Consider the following 26,800-nt stretch of genomic DNA (forward strand, 5'->3'; position numbering starts at 1 on the left):
AAACCTGTAGCAGCTGACGAGCTTGCGAGGCTGCGATCGGCGGCAAAGCCGTCGTCAAACCATTTGCGACGATTGCATCGTCGAACGCAGCCTCGCATTACTCGTCAGCTGCTACGTGATTTAGCGTTCATCTGCTTGACCGACAACAGCGTTATGAATTGACAAAAAGAGAGAGAAACCTATGGGTCTTAAAGGTCACGCGGCCATTGTCGGCAGCGCTCAATACCAACCGGAAAAATACGCCACGGCGCCGCGCATGTTCCATCTCGAACAAGTCGCCGACCTGGCTGCACAGGCCCTGCGCGATGCCGGGTTGAAGGCCTCGGACCTTGACGGTCTGGTCATCAACGGCCCGCACTTTCATGAAGCCTCGGTCTTTGTGCCCGCTATGGCCGCTGAGTACCTGGGCTTGCGCCTTAACTTTGCCGAAGTTGTCGACCTCGGTGGTTGCACTTCGGTGGGCATGGTCTGGCGTGCTGCTGCTGCCATCGAACTGGGCCTGTGTCAGGCCGTCCTTTGTGTGCTGCCCGCGCGTATGGCGCCGATGGGGCCGGATGAAGACCCGAGCTGGATGGCCCGGGCCATGCGCTTTGGCGGGCACAGTACGGCCTTTGGCGCCCCGGAAGCCGAGTTTGATTTGCCTTACGGCCACATGGGCCAAAACACCGGTTACGCCATGATTGCCCAGCGTTATGCCGCTCAATATGGCTATGATCCGCGTGCGCTGGCCAAAATTGCCGTCGACCAACGCACCAACGCGCAATACAACCCGCAAGCCATGTTTTGTGGTCAGCCGTTGACCATCGAACAGGTACTGGCCAGCAAAAAGGTGGCTGACCCGTTGCATGTGCTGGAGATCGTCATGCCGGTGGCCGGTGGTGCGGCGTTGATCATCGCCTCCAAAGAAGTGGCCGCGCGGGCGCGTAAACGTCCCTCCTACATCACAGGCTTTGGCGAGCATCTGGCCTTTAAATCGCCGTCCTACGCCGAGGACATGGTGAAAACCCCGATCGGGCCGGCTTCGAGTCGAGCATTCGACATGGCCGGGCTCAAGCCCAAAGACGTCGATGCCGCACAAATCTACGATTGCTACACCATCACCGCCTTGCTGACCCTGGAAGACGCAGGTTTCTGTGCCAAAGGCGAAGGCATGAGTTTTGTGCGCGAACACGACCTGACCTGGCGCGGTGATTTCCCGATGAACACCCACGGTGGCCAGCTCAGCTTCGGTCAGGCGGGTGCGGCGGGGGGCATGTCGCAAGTCATCGAAGCGGTGACGCAAATTGCCGGTGATGCGGGTGAGCGTCAGCTATCGCGCTGCGACACGGTATACGTCTCAGGCACCGGTGGGGTGATGAGTGAGCAGGGCGCTTTGATCCTTCAGGGAGCATAAATTCAATGTCAAACAACAAACCCATGCCGATTCCGACCGAGATTTCTGCACCGTTCTGGGAAGGCTTGAAGGCCGAGCGTTTACTGATTCAACAATGCGATGACTGCAATCACTGGGTGTTCTACCCGCGCCGGCATTGCCCGGCGTGTTTCGCCCACGCACTGACCTGGCGTGAAGTTAGCGGTGCTGCCACGCTGTACAGCTACACCGTGACGCGCATTGCCACACTGCCGGACTTTGCCGACGAAATGCCGCAGCTACTGGCGGTGATCGAGCTGGAGCAAGGGGTACGGATCAACAGTAACCTGGTGGGGCTGGACGAGACCGAAGTGAAAATCGGCATGCCTTTACAGCCGGTGTTTGCTGAAGTGGATGCCAAAGGCACCCGATTGTTGCGTTTTACCGGGCTGGACAAAGACCCGGTAGCCTTGCAGGGCGTGCGCCGCGAACCTGAGACGGTGGTGAGCGGAAAAAGTCCCGTACGCCAGATTGCCCTCAGTGACACTGCGGCCTTGCAGGCGTTGGTCAGCGACACGTTCAGCCCGTGGAGCAACCAAGTGGAGGTTGATCAGGCGTTGATCGACGCGTTTGCGCAGTTGTCGGGGGATGATTACTGGATACACACCGACCCTGAGCGTGCGCGCAAACAAAGTCCGTTTGGCGGCACCATCGCCCACGGTGCGCTGGTGCAGATCCTGCAATCGCGGATGCAGTTGAATCTTGGGTATGAAATCACCGGGTTCAGCAACATGGTCAACTACGGTTCGGATCGTTTGCGCTTCCCGGCGCCGGTGCCGGCGGGTGCGACCATTCATTCGCGAGCGCGGGTCAAACGTGTTGAGCAGGTTAAAAGCGGTACGCAATTGACCCTTGAACTCAACACCCATGTGCTGGGCAACGAGCGTCCGTCAGTGATCAACGAACTGGTCATTTTGTACATGTAAAGCCAGCGTACAGGTAACGCCAACAATCATATTCGCAGTCTTCGAGCCTCGAAGACTGCGATGCGTTGCGCAGGGGCGTAGATCAATCGCGGTAAAACACTTGCACCAAGTGATACCCAAACTTGCTCTTGATAGGCCCGTGTACCACGCGCAACGGCTTTTTGAAAATGATCTGGTCAATCACGCCCACCATCTGCCCCGGTCGCACTTCGCCCAGATCACCGCCCCGTTTGCCCGACGGGCAGGTCGAAAATTTCTTTGCCAACACATCAAACGCTTCGCCCTTGGCAATGCGTTGCTTCAATGATTCGGCTTCTTCGGCAGTTTTTACCAATATGTGGCGGGCTTGAGCTTTCATGTCTTGGGACCTTGGAACGGTGGGGCAATGTGCGCGGGCGCGGATTATGCCTGAGTTTCGTCAACATGGCGCGGCAAGTAAACCCGCACGCAGGTACCCACGCCCATCTCGCTTGTGAGGCTGACATGGCCGCCTGACTGTTGGGCAAAACCGTAAATCATCGACAGCCCAAGTCCGGTGCCGACGCCCACCGGCTTGGTGGTAAAGAAGGGGTCAAAGGCTTTGGCAAGGGTTTGCGGGCTCATGCCCGTGCCGGTGTCAGACACTTCGAACATCACATAATCACCCGACTCAACAGCCTCCAGGCTGTTGATCGCGCTGCCATCGAGAAAGCTATTCGTCGTTTTGACGCTCAGTGTGCCGCCGTCGGGCATCGCATCACGGGCGTTGATAATCAGGTTGAGCAAGGCACTTTCAAGTTGCCCTGTATCAGTATTGACCGGCCAGATGTCCTGGCCCAGTTCAAGCACCAGCTGGATCTTCGCGCCTTTGGAACTGTTGAACAGCGCCTGTAAGGAATTGACCAGCACGTTGGGGTCAAGCGGTTTTCTGTCCAGCGATTGGCGCCTTGAGAACACCAGTAAACGGTGGGTCAGTGCTGCCGCCCGCTGCGCTGAAGACACGGCCGCATCGGTAAAACGGTCAATTTCGTCACTGCGGCCTGCTGCGATGTAGCGTTTCATCAAGTCCAGGCTGGCAATGATGCCAGTGAGCATGTTGTTGAAGTCGTGAGCAATACCGCCCGTCAACTGGCCAACCGCTTCCATTTTTTGCGCATGCAGCAGCGCGTCCTCAACCCGCTCACGCTCATGCATTTCGTGTTGTAACTGCTGATTGGCCTGCGCAAGGGCCTGGGTCCGCTCGTTGACACGCTCTTCCAGCGTATCGTTCAGCTCGCGCAGAGCTTTAGCGGTTTTCTTCAGCGCAGTACGGCGGGTCGATATCTGCACTGCAATCATCAAGATGCCAACTACCGTCCCCTGCTCGTCGCATACCGGGCTGAAGGTCAGATCCAGCCAACGCTCGGTGGCATGCTGGCGGTCGGGTACCACGTAATACTGGTCAACATATGACAGGCTGTGCCCAGCCAGCACCGCTTCAATGATCGGTTGGCTGTAGGCGCTGTATTCAGGCCAGCAGAGCTGAAAGGGTTGACTAAAAGCGGCAGGGTGTTTGTGGCCTGCCAACTCGGCAAAAGCGTGGTTGTACACCTGCGTCAGTTGCTCACCCCACAGCAATAACATGGGGATGGGCGAGTTCAGCACCAGTTGTGCACTGGTGCGTAAACTCTGCGGCCAGCCTGAGACCTTGCCCAAAGGGCTGTGGGCTAGGGTGTCGAGTTGACTGGCGGAAAATACAGCGCTCATAGAAGTCCTGATAGTCAAGCCAGAGATGGCCCAATTTAATTCCGTGTTGGAGTTCGCTGCCATGACGACAAAGCTCCAGCGTTCAGATGCGGGTTTCACGCGACGAGTTCCTTCCCACCCTCGACCTGTAATTTCTGACAGCAGACGCTCGCATTAATTAGGGACTTAATCAAATTTCTAGCACTTGGCTATGCCCCTTCATTTCTCAGAGTCTTTGACTGGAGCTTTGATCATGTCCTTACCTATCAAGCAAATCCGCAAGCCTCAAGCCGGTTATCCTCTGCCTTTCATTGATGATGTAAGCATCAATGGGGGGTTGAATTACCTCGCCTTGAAAGCCGACCCGACACTTGAGGTGATTATCAATTGCGGTCCATTCTACCCGGCAGTGTCTGGTGATCGGATTGATTTGTATTGGAAAGGCAGTGATGGCAATGAGCGTCAAGTGGGCACTCGAACTTTTAAAGCAGATGAAATTATTGCGTCCTTCCCCATACCTGTTGCCGTGGCGTTGGAGGCGCAAGAAGGGCTCGGCGAAATTCGTTATACCTATACAGATGCCGCAAATACTTACCCCTCTGATCCGATGCCGTGCCTTATAAAAACCACGGTACCTGGCAATCCATACAGCGGCCCTAATCTGCCTGAAACGATCTATATCAATGAAGCCATGTCGGCACCGACGGTTGATCCAGTGGATATCGATCTGGGTAACGTAGCCCGCGGCGCAATCGTGACTATTAGCGCGTGGGAGTACATGTCTGTGGGTGACGTTGTCACCCTCAACTGGGGCGGATACCCCCTAAAGCAGAAGCCATTGGAACTCGCGCAAGTCGATCAAACGCTTGTCATCATCGTCTCGGAGGCCGACATCCTTGCCGCCGGCAATTCCGATGAGTTACCGGTCAGTTATGAAATTCGTGATGTCGTTAACAACTGGTCTCTCAACTCGCCAGCAACCCTGATTAACGTGGATACTAATGTAAACCTGCTGGAAAAGCCGGATTGCGTTGATGTAGATGCCGGCATCCTGAATTACGATTCACTGGGCAGCGATTCCAGCCTGGTCATGGTTAGAACGCCGGCGCCTATTTTTACAGTGGGCGACGTGGTTACGTTGTACTGGAAGGGCTTCAATGCTCAAGGGGCGGCGATTGAGACACATTATGAGCTTCCTGTTGCGAGTGTAACCGGCAGGCTGCGTTTTGATGTGCCGAATGAAGATGTTGCGCTTTTTATAGGCGGGCCTACCACGTCTGTCTTCTACACGGTTGACTCAACGTCCACAGGCAAACTGGAAACCTCGCGCAGCGTGATGTTTGCAGTGATTGGCACCCAAGCCGACCTCCCGGCCCCCACGCTTGAGAACGGTCTTGTCGCGGGTGTTTTCGAACCGGCTACCCTACCGGGAGCAGGTGCCCGAGTTTCGCTGCCAGCTTATCCGGGGATGGGGGAACATGACCGGATTTTCCTTTCTTGGGCAGGTGAAGACAGTAACGGTTCCCCTCTCCACGGCAGCGTAGGTGAGGAGCTAGAGTCGGCCGATGTGGGCGTGACGTTCGAATTTCTTGTCGATAAATCTGAATTCATGAACCTTGGCGACGGTTCTGAAGTGCTTTTCTCCTATGTTGTGATTTTTGCTGCGGGCGGGACACGTGACTCATTGGTGGCGACTTACAGTGTCAAAAATGTGATCGTCGGCAATCTGCTCAAGCCCCATGTTCTGGAAGCCCCTGACGACGATTTCCTGGATCCTTCCGAACCTCTCTTTACTAAAGCCCACGTACAGATTCCTGACAATGTGCTCCTGCTGGCCAACGACCGGATTGACATGTTGTGGGATAGCCCACTGAACGAGGGTGATTTCCCTGATTTCATGAATATTCGGACCGATGGCATCGGCATCGTATTTGAGGTACCCAAGGCCAGGGTCGAGAAAAGTCTGGGCAGGGATATAGTCGTCTCTTATACCCTCACCCGCAGTGGCGCCAAGCTCTACGATTCCGACGTTTTGACACTGTTTATTGGTTCAGCCAGTGATCGCCTGCTGCCACGTCCTTTCGTAGTAGAAGCGGATAACGATGCAGGCACACTTGATCCTGACGCGGTCACAGGTACTTATGCCCACGTGTTGATAAAAGCCGCGGACATCAACGTAGAAGTCAACGATGAAGTCCTTTTGAGTTGGGCGGGAAGCGAAGCAGGCGGTAGCTTTGATGATTCCAATCCTATCAGCGGTAGCGAGGCGGGTAAGGACGTGACATTTGATGTGCCTAAAGGGTTTGTTGACGCTAACCTGAATGGCACATTAACGGTCGAGTACACCGTCATTCGAGCCTTGGATGGGCTGCATCAAGGATCGAAGCCACGCGAGTTGACGGTTGGTCGTGTGAGTACTGTGGCACCTGACATAACGTTAGTTCAGGACTCAGCAGATATTTCTATTCCTGACGGGGGTGAAACCTCTGATACCGCCGTTACGATAACGGGTACGGCACAGGCAAATGGTCAAGTCGAGATATTTGACGGTGTTACCACCAAGGGTACGGCCCTAGCCAACGACACTGGCATATGGACGCTCCCTCTCACAGGACTAGCCTTGGGTTCACACAGCCTGACGGCCAAAGCGCTGTATGGGGCAGGCCAGGTGTCTGCAGCCTGGACGTTTTCGATTACGGCAGAAACTGCCCCGCTTATCACCTCGCTTATCGGCTCTGGAGGCGGGGCCATTGCCAACGGCGGCAGCACTTCGGATACCAGCGTAACGGCAAAAGGCACTGCGCTTGCAAATGGCCGTGTCGAGATTTTTGACGGAGTGACCAGCAAGGGCACCGCGACGGTCAGCAGCGCTGAAGAATGGACGCACACTTTGACAGGACTTGCCGTTGGCTCACACACCCTGACAGTCAAGGCATTGTATGGAGCAGGGCAAGTTTCTGACGCTTGGGCATTTACCGTTGTCGCCGAAATACCCGAGCTCACCATTGATGAGACGCCTGTTATTCTGGATGGCAAGATTTACATCTATGAAAAGGGCCGCTTGGAAGCTAGGTATGATTCGAGCACATCAATTACGCGCACAGCCCAGGGCGGAGTACCGCCTTACACTTATTCGAACAGGGGTAGCGGCACAGGCCTCCTGATTGACCCTGTTACAGGCTATGTTCGGGCGCTCGACAACGTCGGCGGGTGGGTTGTGGTGACGGACAGTGTTGGTAGCATTAAGTCATATTATGTACAAGTTACAGGTGTGATAGATGTTGCTTACCTGGGTCAAGGCACTTGGTCGGGTGTTAATCAAGGCGCTCATGATAGAGGGGGGTGGCTTCCCAGTGTCAGCGAGTTGAGGGAAATTTATTCCGTATTCGGCGGTAGTCAATTTCCTTATGCCGGTAAAATTTGGTCGTCCGAAAAAGCGGGACTGATTCCACCAAGCTATCACACACTAAATATGCAAACTGGCGCGGAGGGGTCAGCCTTGCAAAACGTCATGCTGGACGCCATTTGGCTATTTTTCGAAGAATATAAATAGTTTTACACCTGCTTGTGCCTCTAAACGCCCGATGCACCGCATTGGGCGTTTTTCTTTCTCATAAACATGGGCTTCTACGACGTTTTTAACCGCCATGATCGACTAAGGTCGTAGAAGCCTGCGGCTACGCCTTTCGTACAATTGCGCGCTTTTTTTGGATTGAGGTAAACCGTGTTGCCACAGGCATCAGGTAGACCTTCGATTGGTTTTGTTGTGCGAATGATTCGCTGCTGGAGCTCGTCCATGGTTGTCCCTTTTTCATTGTCTCACTGCCGGGTTGCTCGGTTTGGTGCGCTGGCGGTGTGCGCCGGTTTTGCCGCTAACACGCAAGCGGGCGGTTTTTTTGAAGACAGCAGCGCCAAGCTGGAAGCCCGTACGGTGTATTTCAACCGCGACTTTCGCGATGGCAGCAGCTCCAGCCCTCAAGGCGCTTCCAAACGCGAAGAGACCGCAGAAGGTTTTATCCTTAACGTGCAATCGGGTTATACCGAAGGTACCGTGGGGTTTGGCCTGGATGCGCTGGGCATGCTGGGGATCAAACTGGATTCCAGCCCGGCCGACAGCAACAGCGGTCTAATGCCTTCGACAGGCCATGACCCGCGTCGCTCCAAAGATCAATACGCCAAGTTCGGCCTGACCGCGAAAATGCGCGTTTCCGAGACCGTGTTCAAATACGGCGCGCTACTGCCTGACTTGCCTTTGCTCAAGTACAACGACGGCCGTCTGCTGCCTAACATGTTCAATGGCGCCATGCTTGTCTCGCAGGAAATCAAGGATTTGACGTTCACGGCTTCGCGCCTTGATCGCTACACCGCGCGAGACTCAAGCGATTCACAGGACTTGCGGCTGAACTGCAAAAACAAGCGCTATGCCTGCGATATCACCGCCGATCACTTCACCCTGTACGGGCTGGATTACAAGGTGAATGACCGACTGACGGCCCAGTATCAATATGGCGAGCTGGAAGACATTTATCGTCAGCACTTTGTCGGCCTGTTGGCCAATCAACCGATCGGCCCCGGCGTGCTGGCGGCGGATGTGCGTTTGCTGAAAAGTGACAACGCCGGTTCGGCCAAGGCGTCGACCATCGATAACCGCGCGCTGGGTGCGCTGCTGACCTACTCGCTGGGCGGGCACAAGTTTGGAGCTGGCTGGCAGCGCATGAACGGCGAAACCTCGATGCCGTACCTGGATGGCAGCAACCCGTATCTGGTCAACTATTTGCAGGTCAACGACTTCGCCAACGCTCAGGAACGCTCCTGGCAACTGCGTTATGACTATGATTTCAAGGCCGTGGGCGTCAAGGGCCTGACCTTTATGACTCGTTATGTGAACGGCGATCACATTAACGTCAAGGGCCGCGACGAAGAAGGCAAAGAGTGGGAACGCGACAGCGAGCTCAAGTACATCGTGCAAGGTGGCACGTTCAAGGACTTGAGCTTTCGCCTGCGTAACGCCACCTATCGCACCAACTATTCAAAGTTTGCCCGCGATGTGGATGAAACGCGCTTGATCGTCAGCTACAACCTGTCGATTTTCTAAACACCGCGTCTGGCTTAAAGATCCGCGCGATAGGGTAAATCGGGGCCGGTTTTGCTGCACGTCAGCGCTGCCGCCCGGCTGGCGAAATCGAGCAGGTCGTGAAGCTGCGTCTGGCTCAGTTGCTGTAACCCTGCCACCGAGTCCAGGTTGTGCTCGGTTAGCCAGGCAATCACCGCCGCCTGAAAGGTATCGCCAGCACCCACGGTGTCGGCGACCCTGACCGGGGTGGCGGCGATTGCATGCTGCCCATGAGCACGACTGAACACGCTGGCACCGTCCGCACCACGGGTCAAAAACACCAATTGGCAACGCTGCTTCAGCCACGACTGAGCAATCTGCTCGGGATCTTGCCCCGGATACAGCAGTTCCAGGTCTTCATCGCTGACTTTGATCAGGTCGGCGTAAGGAATCAGCTGGTTGATACGATCACGCCACAGTTGGATGTCCGGTTGTGGGTTGAGCCGCACATTGGGATCGAGGCTGATCAGGCGTCGACCGCTTTCGCGCTGCACGAGCGCCAGCAAGGTGTCGGCTATCGGTTGCACCACCAATGAAAAAGACCCGACATGGATACCGCGCACTTGCGGGCCGAGTTCGGGTAAATGGTGGGCGTGCAGTTGCCGGTCGGCGCAGCCTTCACCTCGAAAGCTGTAGGCGGGTGAGCCGCTGGTGTCCAGCGCCACCATCGCCAGCGTGGTCGGAGCGTCCACATCCAGCAGAAACTGCTCGCTGACCCCTTCGTCCATCAGGACGCGCTTTAAGCGACGGCCCAGATAGTCGGTGGACAGCCCGGCAAACAGACCGGCCTCAACCCCCAGACGGCGTAAACCCACAGCCACATTAAAGGGTGAACCGCCGGCAATCGCCTTGAAATCGACCCGATTGGCCTGCTCGCGGCTGTCGGCCTGAGCGAAAAAATCAAACAGTGCTTCACCACATACCAGATACATAACATTTACTCGGATAAGGCTGCGACCTGTTGACGGTAGCGCAGGTAGAGTTGTTCGTAAGCGTGCACGTTTTCGGCGATGGGTCGACTTTCGCTGGTGGGGTCAAGACGCACGCAGCGCTGGCAAATATCGGCCAGTGTTTGCTGGCCGGCTGACACGCACCAGGCTGCCTGAATCGCCGCCCCCAACGCCGCGGCTTCACTTTGTTCCGTGCAGATGACCGGGGTGTTCATGATGTCGGCGACCAGTTGTCGCCACAACCGGCTTTTTGATCCGCCACCCACCAGGCGGATGGTCTGGCTGTGTACACCGTTGGCGCGCAGCAGATCCAGACCGTAACGCAAGCCATAAGTGGTGCCTTCCAGCGCGGCCCGGCAGAGGTTGGCCGGGGTCATGTTGGTCAGCGTCAGGCCCTGAAGGCTACCGGTGGCGTGGGGCAGGGCGGGGACGCGCTCGCCATTGAGGAAGGGCAGCATGCTCACCCCTTCAGCGCCGATGGGTGCCTGACCGGCCAGGGTATTGAAGTCGTTGAGGGACAGTGACAGGAGTTCGCGCACCGCGCTGGTGGTCGTGGTCAGATTGAGGGTGCAGATCAGCGGCAGCCAGCCTCCCGTAGACGAACAAAAGCCGGCCACGCTAGCATCCGGGTGGGCCTGCGGCTGCTGATCAAAGGCGTACACCGTGCCTGATGAGCCCAGGCTCATGGTGATGATGCCGGGTTCGATATTGCCGGTGCCGATGGCACCCAGCATATTGTCACCGCCGCCGCTGGCAACCACGGCTTGAGGGTTCAAATCCAGTATGCGGGCCACCTCCGGGCGCAAGGTGCCGACGGGTTGATGAGCTTCGATCAGCTCGGGCAGGGCGCGTTCGAGTCGCCCGCCGGGGTCGATATGGCGCAGGATGCCAAGATCCCATTGGCGCGTTTTTACATTGAAATAACCCGTGCCGCTGGCGTCGCCGTACTCGCTGCAACAGCGACCGATCAGCCAATAATTGAGGTAATCATGGGGCAGCAGGATATGAGCAATTTGCCCGAAGATCTGCGGGTGATGCACGCGTGTCCAGAGCAGTTTGGAGACGGTGTAACCCGGCGCGATGACCAGCCCCAGGCGTTCAAGGCAACCGGAGTCGCCGCCAAGCCAGTCCAGCAACTGGTTGTTCTCGGGGGTGGATTGGGTGTCACACCAGAGTTTGGCCGGGCGCAAGATTTGTCCGTGTGCGTTCAGCAAAACCAGCCCGTGTTGCTGGCCGCTGACGCTGATACCGCGGATGTGCTGGCCATTAACATTGGCTTGGGCCAGCGCTTGAGCGGTGGCATGGGCGAGGGCGTTTAACCATTGCTCGGTGTCTTGCTCGCGGCGGCCGTGGTCGCCCTGAATCAGGGTGTGCGGGGCTGAGCCCGTACCGAGCACTTGTCCTGTCTCGCTGTCCAGCACCAGCGCTTTGGTGCCTTGGGTTCCGCAATCGATGCCCAAAAACAAATTGTTCATGGTTATGGCCTTATCAAGATCAAAAGCACCCTCACCCTCACCCTAACCCTCTCCCGGAGGGAGAGGGGACTTGACCGAGGTGTTTTCGGGTTCAGCGCAATTCAGTGCCCTCTCCCTTTGGGAGAGGGCTAGGGTGAGGGGCTTTACAGCCGCACCAACCGCTCAAGCGTTCCACTCACCCCCACATCCCGCAAACTCTTCACTCCCCACTCAACCGCCGCAGCAAATGCCGTCGACTGCCCGATGACACTGCCAAATATCTCTTCAACCCCCAACAACCGCGGCACCATCAAAGCCTCATCCGCCACCAGCGCCTGACAAAACGCCGCCCGAGGATCAGGTATCGCATACGTCTGCCCCAGCTCATCAACCCCTTTTAGGTACAGCGCCCACGCCGCCACCACCAGCGCTGCACGCTTCAACTCAGCCCCTTGGGTAATCAGTTGCTCGATGGTGGGCACGGTGAATTTGGGGAATTTGGACGAGCCATCCGAGCACACCCGTTCCAATTGGTCGGCAATGGCCTGATTGGAAAACCGCTCGACCAGCGTGTCCTTATACAGGGCCAGATCAATGCCCGGCACGGCGGCCAGTTGCGGTGTCACGTCCTCGTCCATGTACCCACGCATATACGCGACAAACAGCGGGTCATTCATCGTTTCGTGAACGAATCTATAGCCCTTGAGAAACCCCAGGTACGTCAGCGCCAGATGGCTGCCGTTGAGCAGTTTGATTTTCATCGCTTCATAAGGCGTGACGTCATGGGTGAACTGCACGCCAACCGTTTCCCAGGCCGGGCGACCGTTGCAGAAGTCATCTTCCAGCACCCACTGGATAAACGGCTCACACACCACCGGCCAGGCGTCGTCGATGCCCAACTGGTCGTGCAGTTGCTGCCGATGAGCGTCACTGGTCATGGGCGTAATGCGGTCAACCATCGCATTGGGAAAGCTCACATGGGCAGCAATCCAGTCATGCAGTTCCATATCCAGCAAGGCGGTATAGGCCAGTAGCGCTTTGCGCGCCACGCCCCCGTTGTGCGGCAGGTTATCGCAGGACATTACGGTAAATGCCGGGGTGCCGGTTGCGCGCCGTCGAGCGAGTGCGGCGCTGAGCACGCCGAATACGCTGGTGGGCGTGTCGGGGTGAGCCAGATCATGCTGAATCTGCGGCAGTGTGGCCATGAATTCGCCGTTGCTGTCGTCGATGCAATAACCGCCTTCGGTAATGGTCAACGAGACAATGCGAATGTCAGGGCTGGCCAGTTTGTCGATCACCGCGCCAAGGTCGTCTTGCGCCAGCAACATGTCGCTGATCGAGCCAATGATGCGGCTTTGGCTGTCGTCACCGTCGTCCAGTTCAAACAGGGTGTAGAGGTAATCCTGGTCGGCCAGGTCGTCACGGACTTTACGGTCTTCATCGCGCAAGCCGATGCCACAGATGCTCCAGTCCAGGTCGCGACCCGCATTGAGCAGTTGATCGGTGTAATACGCCTGATGAGCACGATGAAAGCCGCCAACGCCGATATGGGCGATGCCGTGCCGGGTGGCCTGCGCAAGGTAAACAGGCTTGGCTACGCGGTCAGTCAGATGCTCAAGGTTAAGTCGATTCAATTTCATGAGGGCTATTCCGTTAGGCAGCAGCGCGCAGTGGACGAGTCATGGCCAGCCCCTCTGCGTCGAAGAGGTGGCAATGCTCACTGTCCAGATGCAACTGCAATTGCTCACCGTAGCGGCTGGCCATATCACCTCGGATACGCAGGGTCAGTGGCTCGCCACACGCCGTGTTGACGTGGCAATAGGTGTCGCTGCCCAGTCGTTCACTGACATCGGCGGTGACGGTCAGGGTGCATTCGCCAGGTTTGGCAAGGTTCAGGTGTTCGGGGCGAATGCCCAGCGTGACCGAGCTGCCAAGGCTCAATGAAGGACCGCTCAAGGGCAATTGGATGCGCGTCCCGGCGTCGAGTTGAACCTCGCAGCTCAAGGCGTCAATACGGCTGATGGTGCCCTTCAGAAAGCCCATTTTCGGCGTGCCCAGAAAACCCGCCACAAACAGGTTGGCGGGCTGGTGATACAACTCAAGCGGCGAGCCGACCTGCTCGACTTTGCCCGCATTGAGGACCACCACCTTGTCCGCCAGGGTCATGGCTTCGACCTGATCGTGGGTCACGTAAATCATCGTGGCCTGCAATTCCTGATGCAAACGTGCCAACTCCAGACGCATTTGCACCCGTAATGCGGCATCCAGGTTGGACAGCGGCTCGTCAAACAGAAATATCTTGGGGTTGCGCACAATCGCCCGGCCTATGGCGACCCGTTGGCGCTGCCCGCCGGACAGGTGTTTGGGTTTGCGTTCCAGCAGTGGCGCCAGCTCAAGAATATGCGCGGCTTCATTGACCTTCTTCTCAACGTCGGCCTTGCTCACGCCCGCCAGGTCCAGAGCGAACGACATGTTCTTGCGCACGGTCATGTGCGGGTACAGGGCGTACGTCTGGAAGACCATCGCCAGATCGCGCTTGGCTGGCGTGACCTCGGTGATGTCGCGGCCATCCAGCTCTATGGTGCCGTCGGTGACTTCTTCCAGCCCGGCGATCAGGCGCAGCAGGGTGGATTTGCCACAACCTGACGGACCGACAAAGACCACGAACTCCCGGTCGTTCACCTCAAGGTCAATCCCTTTGATGATCGGGAAGCCTTCAAAACCTTTTTGCAGATTGTTGATTTTCAGATGGGCCATGACGGGCCTCCACTCGATTTATTATTTGACAGCGCCAAAGGACAAGCCGCGTACCAGTTGCTTTTGACTGATCCAGCCGAAAATCAGAATCGGCGCACAGGCCAGTGTCGACACGGCCGATAATTTGGCCCAGAACAACCCTTCAGGGCTGGAGTAGGAGGCGATCAGTGCGGTCAGCGGCGCAGCGTTGGATGACGTCAGGTTCAGAGACCAAAAGGCTTCGTTCCAGCACAGGATCAATGACAGCAGCAGGGTTGAGGCCAGCCCGCCCTTGCTGATGGGCAGCAAGACGCGAACCATTTCCTGCCACAGGGTGGCCCCGTCCAGCCGAGCGGCTTCAAGGATGTCTTTGGGAATGTCCTTGAAGTAGGTGTAAATCATCCACACCACAATCGGCAGGTTGATCAGGGTGTAGATGATGATCAGCGCTGTGCGGGTGTCGAGCAGGCCAAAACTCTTGGCCAGCAGGTAGATCGGCATCAGCACGCCCACTGGCGGCAGCATTTTCGTGGAGAGCATCCACAGCAACGTGCCTTTGGTGCGCTTGGTCTCGTAGAACGCCATCGAGTACGCGGCCGGGATGGCAATCAGCATGCACAGGGCGGTCGCGGTGAAGGAGATCACCACCGAGTTCCAGGCGAAGCGGAAATAGCCACTGCGGTCTTCGATGTGAACGTAGTTGTCCAGCGTCGGGGTAAAGATGAACTGCGGTGGTGTGGCGAATGCATCGATCTCGGTTTTGAAACTGGTCAGCACCATCCAGAAAATCGGAAAGAAGATCAGGATCGCGATGGCCCAGGCCAGCGTGCCGAGCAGCACGCTTTGCAGACGACGGGATTGTTGAAGAGTCATCACGGTGCCCTCACGGCTTGTCTGTCAGGTTTTTGCCCAGCATGCGCACCAGCAGGATGGCGGCGATATTGGCGATGACCACGGCAATCAAGCCTCCGGCCGAGGCCATGCCGACATCGAACTGCACCAGCGCCTGGTTGTAGATCAAGTACGCCAGGTTGGTGGAGGCATAGCCGGGGCCACCATTGGTGGTGGTGAAAATTTCGGCAAACACCGACAGCAGAAAGATGGTTTCAATCATCACCACCACGGCAATCGGGCGGGCTAGATGCGGCAGGGTCAGGTGCCAGAAAATCGCAATGGGCCCGGCACCGTCCAGCCGCGCGGCTTCCTTCTGCTCCTGGTCGAGGGACTGCATGGCGGTCATCAGAATCAAAATGGCGAACGGCAACCATTGCCACGACACAATGATGATGATCGACAGCAACGGGTAGTGCGCCAACCAGTCCACCGGCTGAGCGCCAAACAGTTTCCACACCGCGGCGAGCACGCCGGAGACCGGGTGAAAGATCAGGTTTTTCCAGACCAGTGCGCCCACCGTGGGCATGATGAAAAACGGCGAGATCAGCAATACCCGCACAATCCCGCGACCCATAAAATCGGTCGCTTCGAGCAGGGCACTGATCAGCACCCCCAGTACCACACTGATCAGCAGCACACTGCCGACTAATAGCAGCGTGTTGGTCGCGCCGGGCAAAAAGCCGCTGTCGGTGAGGAAGTAGGTGAAGTTTTCTAGCCCGACAAACTCGTTTTCGCCGGGGTAAAGCAAGTTGTAACGGATCAGTGAAAAGTACAGCGTCATGCCCAGTGGCACGATCATCCATAGCAGTAGCAATGCCACGGAAGGTGACACCAGCAACCCGCTGGGGTCGAACCGGCGCGGCTTGCGCGTGGGCAGCGATGGCTCAAGTGCAGCGCTAACACTCGATATTGTCATGGTGATTACACCTTAATTGGGGCGTGTTCTGGTGTGTTTTGGTGTGGCTGCCGGCGGTAAGGCAAACGTCCGTTGGGGCTTTGAGAAAACGGGTTGCTTCGCAACCCTTCGCAGCCTTTGGCAGCGACTACTTGGGATAGCCCGCGCGTTTCATCTCGCGCTCGGTGGTTTGTTGCGCCGCTGCGAGTGCCTGATCGACGCTGGTCTGACCGATCAGCGCAGCGCTGAACAACTTGCCCACCTGGGTGCCCACGGCCTGAAACTCGGGAATGGTCACCAGTTGAATGCCTACATACGGCACCGGCTTGAGCGTCGGGTCTTTGGGGTTGGCGACTTTCAGCGATTCCAGCGTGACCTTGGCAAAGGGCGCGGCGGCCAGATAGGCGTCGCTGTAGGTCGAGGCGCGGGTGCCCGGTGGCACGTTGGCAATGCCGTCTTTTTCCGCCACCAGTGCGCTGTACTCCTTGGACGTGGCCCAGGTACTGAAGGTTTTGGCCGCGTCCTTGGCTTTGGACGTAGCAGGAACGGCCAGCGACCATGAGTACTGCCAGGCACTGCCTTTGTCAGTGACTTGATGGGGGGCGAAGGCGAAACCGACATGGTCGGCCACTTTGCTTTGAGATTTGTCCGTGACAAACGAACCGGCCACGCTGGCGTCGACCCAGATGGCGCATTTGCCGCTGTTGAACAGCGCCAGGTTTTCGTTAAAGCCGTTGCTGGTCGCACCCGGCGGGCCGGACTCTTTTAGGGTATTCACATAAAAGTTCAGGGCATTCTTCCACTCCGGGCCGTTGAACTCTGGCTGCCACTGTTCATTGAACCAGCGGGCGCCGAAAGCGTTGGCAAGGGTGGTGATCACCGTAATGTTTTCACCCCAGCCTGCTTTGCCGCGCAGGCACAGGCCATATTGCTCTTGCTCCGGTTTATTCAGCACTTTGGCGAACTGAGCGATCTGCTCCCACGTTGGGTGATCAGGCATGCTCAGGCCCGCGTCCTTGAACAGATCAGTGCGGTAATAGGTCATTGAGCTTTCAGCGTAAAAGGGCAGGGCGTACAGCGTGCCATTGACCGACAGCCCCTCGCGTACCGCAGGGAACACATCATCCAGCGCATAGCTGGCAGGCAGGTCGTTCATCGGTTCGAGCCAACCCTTGGCGCCCCAGAGTGCGGCTTCGTACATGCCGATGGTCAGTACGTCGAATTGACCGCCCTGAGTGGCAATGTCGGTGGTCAGACGTTGGCGCAAGACGTTTTCTTCCAGCACCACCCAGTTAAGTTTGATGTCGGGGTGCTCGCTCTCGAAGGTTTTCGCCAACTTTTGCATGCGGATCATGTCGCTGTTGTTGACGGTGGCAATGGTCAGCGTCTGCGCGCCCAGGCTGATGCCGCTGACAGTCATGCAGGTCGCTATGCATAGCGCTTTGACAGGAATATTCATTGAGCACTCCTCTTCATCTGCCAGGGAGGCATTTGAAGGACGGTTATTGTTTTTATAGCTGCCAGCCTGAGGCTGGCACGTGGGCCGATTACAGCCCGCCAACACCGTCGTGACAAATCATTGGAAGCACTCTCATTGATACTATTTTGCACTGCGCAGGCGAACGCCCGATTGCGGCAGGTTTTGCTCGGTCATGCGCTGTACCGCCAGGCGCCGATAATGTGACGGCGTCATCCCTTTGAGTTGCTGAAAACGTCGGTTGAAATTGGAAATATTGTTGAAGCCGGACTCAAAGCACACGTCTGTCACGGGCTTCTCGCCGTCGGCCAGCAGCTCACAGGACTTGCTGATACGCAGCCGATTAACGAACTCGATAAAGCAGCGTCCGGTGGCTTGTTTGAATACACGGGAAAAGTAGGTGGGTTTCATGCCCATATAGTCCGCCACTTCTTCGAGCGGCAACTCACGGGTGTAGTGGTTAAAAATATACTCAACGGCGCGGTGGGTCCGGTCGATGGTGTGCTCGTCTGCCAAATGGTTGGAGGTCAGCCCTGACAGCAAGTGGTAATCCTCACAATCGGCCAGCCGTTGCAGCAGGATCAGAAAGTGTCCCAGGCGGGTGACGCCGCTGGAGTCGGCGATGGCGTGCAGCAGGTCCGTCGCGTGTGCAATGGTGGCGGGGCAACGGAATTCGATGCCGTATTGAGCTCGCTCCAACAGCGGTGTCAGGCCTTTTAGTTCGGCAAACACCCGCGTGGCGTTTTCCAGCAACTCGTCGGTGAAATTGACCAGCATGTCGCGGGCCGGTACCACTTCATGTTCGCCAATCTGGCTGATCCAGTTATGGGGCAGATTGGGCCCGGTGAGAAACAGCGTCTGCGGGTAGAAGTTGCCGATATAGTCACCGACGAAGACTTTGCCACTGCTGGCGGTGATCAGGTGCAGTTCGTATTCCTTATGAAAATGCCAGCGCACCAACGGGCAGGGGAAACCATGTTGGCGATAGATGATCGACAGGCCGTTATGGTCGTCCATCAGTTCATAAGACGGGTCAGTCGCTCGGGCGAGTCGCGTCATGGCTAAGTGCTTACTAGAGTTGTTATGGGCCAGATCATGCCGACTTCACTGGCGTTCTGCCAGTCTCGAATATCAAAGGATCACCTGCCATGAAAACGCTGCTCTTGATCGGTATCGGCGCGGGCAACCCGGAGCACATCACTGTGCAAGCGATCAACGCGCTGAACCGCGCCTCGGTGTTCTTTGTATTGGACAAGGGCCAGGCCACCGAAGACCTGGTACGTCTGCGTCTGGAAATCTGTGCGCGCTACATCTGTGAGCCCAGGTACAGCGTGGTACAGGTCAGTGACCCGCAGCGTGACAGTGCCACGCCGTCGTACACCCAAGGGGTCGAAGACTGGCACGAACAGCGCGCCGACGTGTTCACACGGCTGATCGCCGAAGAACTGGCGGACGGCGAGTGCGGCGCCTTCCTGCTGTGGGGCGAACCGGGTTTATACGACAGAACGCTGCGCATTCTTGATCGGGTGCGGGCCAATGGCTGCACCCATTTCGATTATGAGGTGATCCCCGGCATCAGCAGCGTGCAGGCGCTAGCGGCCCGTCATCGGATACCGCTCAATGAAATTGGCCAGCCGATTCGTATCACCACGGGGCGGCGCCTGGTGGCCGAGGATTTGGACAACGTGGTGGTGATGCTGGACGCCCACTGTGCGTTTGAGGCGTTTGTCGGGGAAGACGTCGACATTTACTGGGGCGCGTACATCGGCACCGTCGATGAAATCCTGATTGCCGGCAAGTTGGCGGATGTGTGCGAACAGATCAAAACCGCCCGTGAGGAAGCGCGGCAACGTAAAGGCTGGATTATGGACACGTACTTGCTCAGACGGGTTTGGAAACCGTAGACGATCATTAGGGCTCAACTACTTGAGCTGATTTGCCATTCCTTGAGTGCGCGCTGGTCAAACTCAAGACTAAAGGTCATCCAGCGTCACCTTCACTCGCTGTGCCATTTTTGCAAGTGCCACTCAGCGAGCCAGGTTGCGAGGCGCTCGTAAAAATCAGATCCCGCGTTTTATCAGAAACGCCTCAACCGATGAATTGCGACGGTTTCGCCGCCGAACGTCGGCTTCGGCAACTGCTACGAAGTGCTTTGATCAATTTGAACGGTTTTTCGCCTCGATCCACTGCGACATGTATTGCGTACTTTTATGCTGGTGATGACGCAGCATCGCCCCGGTGAAGTTATTGCGTCGGTGTTGCTCAAGGTTGGCGCGACAAGCGTTGATGCGTTCAACCAGCGCCGGGCCGTGGCTCGATTGCAAGTAACGCTCGGCCAACAGCTTCTGCCCGTGTTGCTGGGCCTGCTGCCAGGCCTGCGGGTTTTGGTACAGCTCAACCGCGGCGGCGGCAATCGCGCTGGCGCTCTGTTCAATGGCTCCGGCCCACGGCAAGTCACCGTGCATACCTTCAGCACCGACCGGCGTGGTCACGTTGGGCGTGCCGCAGAGCATGGCATCGGCAATTTTGCCTTTGATGCCTGCGCCAAACCGCAGTGGCGCCATGCAAACGCGGGCGTTACTCATGACGGCCAACGCATCTTCGGCCCAGTTGAGCACGAGGAAACCTTGCGCCGGATTGTGCAGGGCGGTGGCTTTAGGCGGGGTGTAGGCGCCATACACATGCAGTTGCGCCGTGGGCAGTTGCTGGCGAATCAAGGGCCAGACATGGGTCTTCATCCATAACACCGCGTCCCAGTTCGGCGCGTGGCGGAAGTTGCCAATGCTCAGGAAGTGCTGACGCTGTTCATAGGGCACAAAAGTCTGCGGCACGTGGTCGACCATCAGTGGGCACCAGTGCAGCAATGCTTTGGGGACGTTGAAGTGCTCCACCAACAAGTCGATTTCGTACTCGGAAATCATGAGGTTGAGGTCGCTGCGGTAAATCGCGGCCACTTCTCGCTGCGCCAGATCGGCATCGGCCATGTGCTCATAGGTTTCGCGGGGGGCAGGGGCGAACAGGCTGCTGAAGTCGTCTTGCTCGGGGCTGTGCTTGAGCCGCGCCTTGAGCTGCTGCTGGCGGGCGTCACGCAGGCTTTGCAGGTCGGAGGTTTCCAGCACCCGCAGCGCAGCAGGGCAGTGTTTTTCGACCCGCCAGCCAAACTGCTCCTCCATCATGAAACGGTCGAACAGCACGATGTCGGGCGCCAGTTCAGTGATAAAGGTGTCAAAGCTGCTGTTATTCAGCTCGATGGTCACTTCATCAATGCCCAGTGTGGCCAGATCAGCCTTGTGCTCACCAATCCCGGCAGGGCTGCTGAAGGTGATGTGCCAGCCTTCCTGCAAAAAGCTCTCGATAATCTGCACCATGTGCCCGCCCGCCGCCGAGGAGCGTGGCTCGGGCCACACGTAGCCAATGATCAGGACGCGAGTTTGCGGGGTGGACGGCATGGACAGATCCTTGAAGCGCAGAAGACGAAAAAAGGCGCCAATTAGAACACAACGCGCCCCGCGATACCGACTGGCATTGACCTGTTACATGGCACTGCGTAGCCTTGCGCCTTCGAGGTTCTTCGCACTGCGAAGCTAAGAAGGGAACGCGGTATGCCGCGGCTGCCCCCGCAACTGTAAACGGTCGATTACTGTGCAATGCCACTGCGTCACACGCGGGAAGGCGCAGAGTAGGGCGTAGCGTCAGGCTACTGCCCAGCCGTAAGCCAGGAGACCTGCCTCGTCACAGAATTTTACTTCAACCGGGCGGGGTGATCCGGTGGCGAAAACCCGCGCGCTCAGGCCCGCGATGTCGTCCCGTATGCCCGCCGCTTTGCCAAAGGGCATCCGATGAAAACACTGGCCAAAACCCCCGTCACCATCGTTACCGGCTTTCTTGGCTCGGGAAAAACCACCTTGCTGCGCCATATGCTGGACAACGCTCAAGGCCGCCGCATTGCCGTGATCGTCAATGAATTCGGCGAGTTGGGCATCGACGGTGAGATCCTCAAGCAATGCTCCATCGGCTGCACTGAAGAAGAGGCTAACGGTCGGGTTTATGAGCTGGCCAACGGTTGCTTGTGCTGCACCGTGCAGGAAGAGTTCTTCCCGGTGATGCGCGAGCTGGTGGCACGCCGTGCGGACATTGACCATATCCTGATCGAAACCTCGGGCCTGGCCTTGCCAAAACCTTTGGTGCAAGCCTTCCAGTGGCCGGAAATCCGCAGCGCCTGCACGGTAGATGCCGTGATTACCGTGGTCGACAGCCCGGCCGTGGCCGCCGGCACATTCGCCGCTTTCCCGGATCAAGTCGATGCCCAGCGCAAGCTGGACCCTAATCTGGACCACGAATCGCCTCTTCACGAACTGTTTGCCGACCAACTGGCCAGTGCTGACCTGGTGATTCTCAACAAGGCGGATCTGATCAGCCCTGAAGACCTGGCCAAAGTACGCGCCGAAGTCGCGGAAGAACTGCCACCGGCGGTGAAAGTCATTGAAGCCAGTAGCGGACGCTTGCCACTGGACGTGTTGCTGGGGCTGGGTGCGGGTTCTGAAGACCATATTGATGGCCGTCACAGCCACCATGACCATCATCACGATGGCGATGATGACCACGACGATCACGATCACGATGCATTTGATTCCATCTCCATTGAACTGCCGCAAGCTGAAGAGCGCCTGTTGATGGACGCTTTGACGGCGCTGGTGGTCCAGCACGGCATTCTGCGGGTTAAGGGTTTCGCCGCGATCCCGGGCAAGCCGATGCGCTTGCTGATTCAGGGCGTTGGTACGCGTTTTGACAAGCACTTCGACCGTGCCTGGGGTGCAGAAGAGGCGCGCACCACCAAGCTGGTGTTGATCGGTCAAGACCTTGACGCCGCCTTGCTCGAATCCACCTTGCGTACAGCGTTGAGCGTATAAGCCATGCATTTGCTCAGGACCCAGCCCGGTGGCTTTGTATCGGACGATAACATTGCCGATTTAGGCCAGACACCCGCCGAGCTGGTGATCCTGTGCAGTGGCGATTCAAGCCTGGCACTGCTGGCCGAAGCGGCGCAGCAGTTGCCTGAAGATTATCCAAGCCTGCGTCTGGCCAACCCCATGCAGGTGCAAAATCATGCTTCGGTCGACCTCTATGTCGATCAGGTGCTGCAATACGCCAAAGTGATTCTGCTGTCGTTGCACGGCGGCATTGGCTACTGGCGCTATGGCATTGAGCGCCTCGTGCAACTGGCTGAACGCGGCGTCACCTTGATTCTGGTGCCGGGCGATGATCGCCCCGACCCGGAACTCAGCGGTTTGAGCACCGTGCCGGCCGAGCAGGGCGAACGCCTTTGGCATTTTTTGCGACAGGGCGGGCGGCACAACGCGTTGCAACTCTATCGCTGCCTCGCCAGCCAATGGTTGGGCCGTGACTATGCGTGGGATGAGCCCCAGACCCTGCCGCGGACTGCGATCTATCACCCGGCCCATTCCAGCCCGCAGCTCAGCCATTGGCAAGCCGACTGGCTGGCGGGGCAACCCGTGGCCGCGCTGTTGTTCTATCGCTCTCACTTGCAAGCGGCCAACACCGCGTTTGTCGACGTGTTTTGCCAGCGTTTGCAGGCCGCGGGGCTCAACCCCTTGCCCATTGCCGTTGCCAGCCTGAAAGAGCCGGGCTGTCTGGCCGTGGTCGAAGACCTGCTGGATGAGGTGCAAGCCGGTGTCATTCTGAACACCACCGGCTTTGCTCAGTCCAGTCCTGAAGCGCCGCACCTGCGCCCGTTTCGGCGCAATATCCCGGTGATCCAGGCCATTTGCGCCCAGGATAACGAACCCGGCTGGCGGGACAGTGAGCAGGGCCTTGGCCCCCGTGATCTGGCCATGCACATTGCGCTGCCTGAACTGGACGGGCGGATCATCAGCCGCCCGATCAGCTTCAAGGATCTGGCCTGGCGCAGTGAGCGCAGTCAGTCGGACGTGGTGTGCTATCGAGCGCAACCCGAGCGCATGGATTTTGTCGCCGAACTGGCCAAGCGCTGGGTCGAACTGGCAAGTGTGGCCAATGCGCATAAGCGTATCGCCCTGATTCTGGCCAATTATCCGACCCGCGATGGCCGCATTGGCAATGGCGTCGGTCTGGACACTCCGGCCGCCGCGTTGAATATCCTGCGGGCGCTGCAAAGTGAAGGTTATCCGCTTGACTGCGCACTGCCAGACACCGGCACTGAGTTGATTCAGCAGTTGTTGGGCGGGGTGAGCAACGATCTGGACAGCCTTGATCTGCGTCCGTGCCTGCAAAGTCTGGAGCTCGATGAGTATCTGGCGATGTTCAACGATTTGCCCGAGGCCAATCGGCAGGCAGTGACCGAGCGTTGGGGTGAACCGCACCGTGATCCGATGTTCCGTAACGGGCGCATGATGATTGCCGGTTTGCGCTTTGGCCTGACCTTTGTCGGGATTCAACCGGCGCGCGGTTATCAGGTCGATGCCAGCGCGGTGTATCACGACCCGGATCTGGTGCCGCCCCATGCTTATCTGGCGTTTTATTTCTGGCTGCGCCATACGTACGGCGCGCATGCGGTGGTGCATGTGGGCAAGCACGGCAATCTGGAATGGTTGCCGGGCAAGGGCGTCGGATTGTCCGAGCACTGTTGGCCGGACGCGATCCTTGGGCCGATGCCCAATGTGTATCCCTTTATCGTCAACGACCCCGGCGAAGGCGCGCAAGCCAAGCGGCGCACGCAAGCGGTGATCATCGATCACTTGATGCCGCCACTGACCCGAGCTGAAACCTACGGGCCTTTGCGTGACCTGGAACTGCTGGCCGACGAGTATTACGAAGCGCAGCTGCTGGACCCGCGCCGTGCGCGTGAGTTGCAGCGCGACATTCTCAAGCTGGTGCGCGAAACCCGGATCGACCGCGAGCTGCAACTTGACGAACAACTCGACAGCGACGCCGATGCGGCTATCTGGCTGCCCCGGCTGGACACCTATTTGTGTGACCTCAAGGAATCACAAATCCGTGACGGTCTGCACATCTTCGGAGAATCGCCTGCCGGGCGTTTGCGCATAGACACCTTGCTGGCTTTGTTGCGCATCCCGCGGGGTGATGGGCGGGGAGCGCAGTCGAGTCTATTGCGCGCCTTGGCCAAAGCCTTTGAACTGGGTTTCGATCCGCTTGACTGTGCGTTGGCCGAACCCTGGACTGCGCGCCAACCTCCCGAGCTGCAAGCCGTTGCCGAGTCGCTGTGGCGCACCGCCGGGGATACCCGTGAGCGCCTTGAGTTGTACGCAGCGCAATTGATCGAACAGGCGTTGCTGGGCGAACTGCAACTTCCTGACAGCGAGGGATGGACTGAGGTTCGCTCGATTTTCGACGCCTTGCTGGAGGTGGTTGCACCCCGTCTGGATGCCTGCGGTCCGGCGGAAATGCAAGGCTTGCTGGACGCCTTGGGCGGCCGTTTTGTGCCCGCAGGGCCTAGCGGTGCACCGAGTCGTGGGCGACTGGACGTGTTGCCCACGGGGCGTAACTTCTTTTCTGTCGACGTGCGCAATTTGCCCACAACCACGGCCTGGCGGATTGGCTTTCAGTCGGCCAACCTGATTCTTGAACGCCATTTGCAAGATCACGGCGACCACCTGCGACAGCTTGGCCTGTCAGTGTGGGGCACGGCGACCATGCGCACCGGCGGCGATGATATTGCTCAGGCAATGGCATTGATGGGCGTACGCCCGGTGTGGGCGACCGGCAGTCAACGGGTCGACGACTTCGAGATCTTGCCAGTCAGTTTGCTGGATCGGCCACGGGTCGATGTTACGTTGCGCGTGTCCGGGTTCTTCAGGGACGCGTTTGCCAACCTGATTCGATTGTTTGATGCCGCTGTACAAGCGGTAGCAGCGCTGGACGAACCGGACGACCTGAACCCGCTGGCGGCGAAAGTGCGCAGCGAGCGCGCGCAACTTGAAAGCCAAGGGCTGGCCCCGGAATTGGCGGCACGTCAGGCCGGATGGCGCATTTTCGGGGCTAAACCCGGTGCCTATGGCGCGGGCGTGCAAAACGCCATTGATGGCCGGTTGTGGCAGAGTCGAGAGGATCTGGCCGAGGTGTATCTGAACTGGGGCGGCTATGCCTATGGCGCCAGTGATGAAGGCACCGCCGCCCGTGGCCAGTTTGCTAAGCGCCTGAGCCAGGTGCAGGCCGTGGTGCAAAATCAGGACAACCGTGAGCACGACCTGCTCGACTCCAATGATTACTACCAGTTTCAGGGTGGCATGCTGGCGGCGGTCGAAAGCTTGAGCGGTGAGCAGGCGGCCAGCTATCACGGTGATCACAGTCAGCCCGATTTGCCAAAAATCCGTACGCTTAAAGAAGAATTGAATCGAGTGATTCGTTCGAGGGCGGCCAATCCCAAGTGGATTGACGGGGTCAAGCGTCATGGCTACAAAGGCGCCTTTGAAATGGCGGCCACGCTGGACAACCTGTTTGCCTTTGATGCCACCACCCATTTGATTGATGACCATCAGTACGCGTTGTTGGCTGATGCCTATTTGCTCGATCCGGATACGCGAGACTTTGTTCAGCAGCACAACCCACACGCGCTGCGCGACATGACTGAACGGATGCTCGAAGCTCAACTGCGAGGGCTGTGGAGTGAGCCGGGTGAGTATAAAGAAGCGCTTGAAAATCTATTGCTCGATATAGAGGAAGATTGAAGGTGTAGCCGGCCCTCACCCTAGCCCTCTCCCGGAGGGAGAGGGGACTGAATGGGGGGTATTGAAGAACACTGTTGACCTGAACTTGGTGCACTGAATTCGTAGTCGACTCGTATAGAGGAAGATTGAAGGTGTGGCCGGCCCTCACCCTAGCCCTCTCCCGGAGGGAGAGGGAACTGAATGGGGGCTATTGAAGAACATTGTTGACCTGAACTTGCTGTACTGAATTCCTAGTCGACTCGTATAGAGGAAGATTGAAGGTGCGGCCGGCCCTCACCCTAGCCCTCTCCCGGAGGGAGCGGGGACTGAATGGGGGCTATTGAAGAACACTGTTGACCTGAACTTGCTGTACTGAATTCGTAGTCGACTCGTATAGAGGAAGATTGAAGGAGTGGCTGGCCCTCACCCTAGCCCTCTCCCGGAGGGAGAGGGGACTGAATGGGGGCTATTGAAGAACATTGTTGACCTGAACTTGCTGCACTGAATTCCTAGTCGACTCGTATAGAGGAAGATTGAAGGTGCGGCCGGCCCTCACCCTAGCCCTCTCCCGGAGGGA

17 protein-coding genes, 1 pseudogene and 1 riboswitch are annotated in these 26,800 nt (G+C 57.7%); of the genes and pseudogenes, 7 read left to right on the top strand and 11 right to left on the bottom strand.

Features of this window, described 5'->3' with window-relative positions:
- Nucleotides 1–181: 181 nt before the first annotated feature.
- Both GHN86_RS18785 and GHN86_RS18790 read left to right on the top strand, forming a co-directional pair.
- Nucleotides 182–1,393 (top strand): thiolase family protein, encoded by a 1,212-nt coding sequence (locus tag GHN86_RS18785; RefSeq protein ID WP_153379470.1) that lies wholly within the window; start codon nucleotides 182–184, stop codon nucleotides 1,391–1,393.
- Between the two features lie 5 nt (nucleotides 1,394–1,398).
- A complete protein-coding gene (locus tag GHN86_RS18790; RefSeq protein ID WP_153379468.1) occupies nucleotides 1,399–2,337 on the top strand; it encodes an OB-fold domain-containing protein in 939 nt (312 codons plus the stop codon).
- An 82-nt stretch (nucleotides 2,338–2,419) separates the two neighbouring features.
- On the opposite strand, the gene GHN86_RS18795 is transcribed toward GHN86_RS18790, so the two are convergent.
- Both GHN86_RS18795 and GHN86_RS18800 read right to left on the bottom strand, forming a co-directional pair.
- The gene (locus tag GHN86_RS18795) at nucleotides 2,420–2,695 is read right to left on the bottom strand and encodes a peptidylprolyl isomerase (RefSeq protein ID WP_003445327.1); all 276 of its coding nucleotides are present in this window, start codon (nucleotides 2,693–2,695) and stop codon (nucleotides 2,420–2,422) included.
- A 68-nt stretch (nucleotides 2,696–2,763) separates the two neighbouring features.
- Nucleotides 2,764–4,062 (bottom strand): annotated as a pseudogene (locus GHN86_RS18800) (sensor histidine kinase); the annotation flags it as partial.
- A 232-nt stretch (nucleotides 4,063–4,294) separates the two neighbouring features.
- Between GHN86_RS18800 and GHN86_RS18805 the strand changes: the two are divergent.
- Together GHN86_RS18805 and GHN86_RS18810 are read left to right on the top strand one after the other, a co-directional pair.
- Entirely contained in the window at nucleotides 4,295–7,594 is a 3,300-nt protein-coding gene (locus tag GHN86_RS18805) for an Ig-like domain repeat protein (protein ID WP_153379464.1), read from the top strand.
- A 243-nt stretch (nucleotides 7,595–7,837) separates the two neighbouring features.
- Entirely contained in the window at nucleotides 7,838–9,136 is a 1,299-nt protein-coding gene (locus GHN86_RS18810) for an OprD family porin (protein ID WP_153379462.1), read from the top strand.
- 14 nt (nucleotides 9,137–9,150) lie between these two features.
- Here GHN86_RS18810 and GHN86_RS18815 read toward each other — a convergent pair whose 3' ends face one another.
- From GHN86_RS18815 to GHN86_RS18850, 8 genes are all read right to left on the bottom strand, one after another.
- Nucleotides 9,151–10,086, bottom strand: coding sequence for a carbohydrate kinase family protein (locus GHN86_RS18815; RefSeq protein WP_153379460.1), 936 nt, complete (start codon nucleotides 10,084–10,086; stop codon nucleotides 9,151–9,153).
- 5 nt (nucleotides 10,087–10,091) lie between these two features.
- The gene (xylB, locus tag GHN86_RS18820) at nucleotides 10,092–11,579 is read right to left on the bottom strand and encodes a xylulokinase (RefSeq protein WP_153387107.1); all 1,488 of its coding nucleotides are present in this window, start codon (nucleotides 11,577–11,579) and stop codon (nucleotides 10,092–10,094) included.
- 143 nt (nucleotides 11,580–11,722) lie between these two features.
- Nucleotides 11,723–13,198, bottom strand: a complete 1,476-nt coding sequence (locus GHN86_RS18825) for a mannitol dehydrogenase family protein (RefSeq protein ID WP_153379456.1) — start codon at nucleotides 13,196–13,198, stop codon at nucleotides 11,723–11,725.
- A 13-nt stretch (nucleotides 13,199–13,211) separates the two neighbouring features.
- Nucleotides 13,212–14,315, bottom strand: a complete 1,104-nt coding sequence (locus tag GHN86_RS18830; protein WP_153379454.1) for an ABC transporter ATP-binding protein — start codon at nucleotides 14,313–14,315, stop codon at nucleotides 13,212–13,214.
- Between the two features lie 21 nt (nucleotides 14,316–14,336).
- Entirely contained in the window at nucleotides 14,337–15,170 is an 834-nt protein-coding gene (locus GHN86_RS18835; RefSeq protein WP_323369991.1) for a carbohydrate ABC transporter permease, read from the bottom strand.
- 7 nt (nucleotides 15,171–15,177) lie between these two features.
- A complete protein-coding gene (locus GHN86_RS18840) occupies nucleotides 15,178–16,104 on the bottom strand; it encodes a carbohydrate ABC transporter permease (protein WP_153379450.1) in 927 nt (308 codons plus the stop codon).
- Nucleotides 16,105–16,231: 127 nt separating this feature from the next.
- Complete coding sequence (locus GHN86_RS18845) at nucleotides 16,232–17,542, bottom strand: ABC transporter substrate-binding protein (RefSeq protein WP_153379449.1); 1,311 nt, start codon at nucleotides 17,540–17,542, stop codon at nucleotides 16,232–16,234.
- Between the two features lie 141 nt (nucleotides 17,543–17,683).
- Nucleotides 17,684–18,619: an AraC family transcriptional regulator gene (locus GHN86_RS18850; protein WP_153379447.1), complete on the bottom strand. Its 936-nt coding sequence runs from the start codon at nucleotides 18,617–18,619 to the stop codon at nucleotides 17,684–17,686.
- An 89-nt stretch (nucleotides 18,620–18,708) separates the two neighbouring features.
- On the opposite strand from GHN86_RS18850, the gene cobF reads away from it, so the two are divergent.
- Nucleotides 18,709–19,464, top strand: a complete 756-nt coding sequence (cobF, locus tag GHN86_RS18855) for a precorrin-6A synthase (deacetylating) (protein WP_153387109.1) — start codon at nucleotides 18,709–18,711, stop codon at nucleotides 19,462–19,464.
- A 252-nt stretch (nucleotides 19,465–19,716) separates the two neighbouring features.
- Here cobF and GHN86_RS18860 read toward each other — a convergent pair whose 3' ends face one another.
- Nucleotides 19,717–21,009, bottom strand: coding sequence for a glycosyltransferase (locus tag GHN86_RS18860; protein ID WP_153379444.1), 1,293 nt, complete (start codon nucleotides 21,007–21,009; stop codon nucleotides 19,717–19,719).
- Between the two features lie 98 nt (nucleotides 21,010–21,107).
- Nucleotides 21,108–21,307: riboswitch (cobalamin riboswitch) on the top strand.
- Nucleotides 21,308–21,399: 92 nt separating this feature from the next.
- Here GHN86_RS18860 and cobW point away from each other — a divergent pair.
- Both cobW and cobN read left to right on the top strand, forming a co-directional pair.
- Entirely contained in the window at nucleotides 21,400–22,470 is a 1,071-nt protein-coding gene (gene cobW, locus GHN86_RS18865; protein ID WP_153379442.1) for a cobalamin biosynthesis protein CobW, read from the top strand.
- 3 nt (nucleotides 22,471–22,473) lie between these two features.
- The gene (gene cobN / locus GHN86_RS18870) at nucleotides 22,474–26,244 is read left to right on the top strand and encodes a cobaltochelatase subunit CobN (RefSeq protein ID WP_153379440.1); all 3,771 of its coding nucleotides are present in this window, start codon (nucleotides 22,474–22,476) and stop codon (nucleotides 26,242–26,244) included.
- Nucleotides 26,245–26,800 lie beyond the last annotated feature (556 nt).

The organism is Pseudomonas helleri, from assembly GCF_009600315.1.
GTDB classification, from domain to species: Bacteria; Pseudomonadota; Gammaproteobacteria; order Pseudomonadales; family Pseudomonadaceae; genus Aquipseudomonas; species Aquipseudomonas helleri_A.

Bases quoted from the DNA above. Each gene is read 5' to 3' on its own strand.
- GHN86_RS18785 (WP_153379470.1), top strand. From the start codon at position 182: ATGGGTCTTAAAGGTCACGCGGCCATTGTCGGCAGCGCTCAATACCAA.
- GHN86_RS18860 (WP_153379444.1), bottom strand. From the start codon at position 21,009: ATGCCGTCCACCCCGCAAACTCGCGTCCTGATCATTGGCTACGTGTGG.
- GHN86_RS18790 (WP_153379468.1), top strand. From the start codon at position 1,399: ATGTCAAACAACAAACCCATGCCGATTCCGACCGAGATTTCTGCACCG.
- cobN (WP_153379440.1), top strand. From the start codon at position 22,474: ATGCATTTGCTCAGGACCCAGCCCGGTGGCTTTGTATCGGACGATAAC.
- cobF (WP_153387109.1), top strand. From the start codon at position 18,709: ATGAAAACGCTGCTCTTGATCGGTATCGGCGCGGGCAACCCGGAGCAC.
- GHN86_RS18805 (WP_153379464.1), top strand. From the start codon at position 4,295: ATGTCCTTACCTATCAAGCAAATCCGCAAGCCTCAAGCCGGTTATCCT.
- cobW (WP_153379442.1), top strand. From the start codon at position 21,400: ATGAAAACACTGGCCAAAACCCCCGTCACCATCGTTACCGGCTTTCTT.
- GHN86_RS18840 (WP_153379450.1), bottom strand. From the start codon at position 16,104: ATGACAATATCGAGTGTTAGCGCTGCACTTGAGCCATCGCTGCCCACG.
- GHN86_RS18845 (WP_153379449.1), bottom strand. From the start codon at position 17,542: ATGAATATTCCTGTCAAAGCGCTATGCATAGCGACCTGCATGACTGTC.
- GHN86_RS18850 (WP_153379447.1), bottom strand. From the start codon at position 18,619: ATGACGCGACTCGCCCGAGCGACTGACCCGTCTTATGAACTGATGGAC.
- GHN86_RS18825 (WP_153379456.1), bottom strand. From the start codon at position 13,198: ATGAAATTGAATCGACTTAACCTTGAGCATCTGACTGACCGCGTAGCC.
- GHN86_RS18795 (WP_003445327.1), bottom strand. From the start codon at position 2,695: ATGAAAGCTCAAGCCCGCCACATATTGGTAAAAACTGCCGAAGAAGCC.
- GHN86_RS18815 (WP_153379460.1), bottom strand. From the start codon at position 10,086: ATGTATCTGGTATGTGGTGAAGCACTGTTTGATTTTTTCGCTCAGGCC.
- GHN86_RS18830 (WP_153379454.1), bottom strand. From the start codon at position 14,315: ATGGCCCATCTGAAAATCAACAATCTGCAAAAAGGTTTTGAAGGCTTC.
- xylB (WP_153387107.1), bottom strand. From the start codon at position 11,579: ATGAACAATTTGTTTTTGGGCATCGATTGCGGAACCCAAGGCACCAAA.
- GHN86_RS18810 (WP_153379462.1), top strand. From the start codon at position 7,838: ATGGTTGTCCCTTTTTCATTGTCTCACTGCCGGGTTGCTCGGTTTGGT.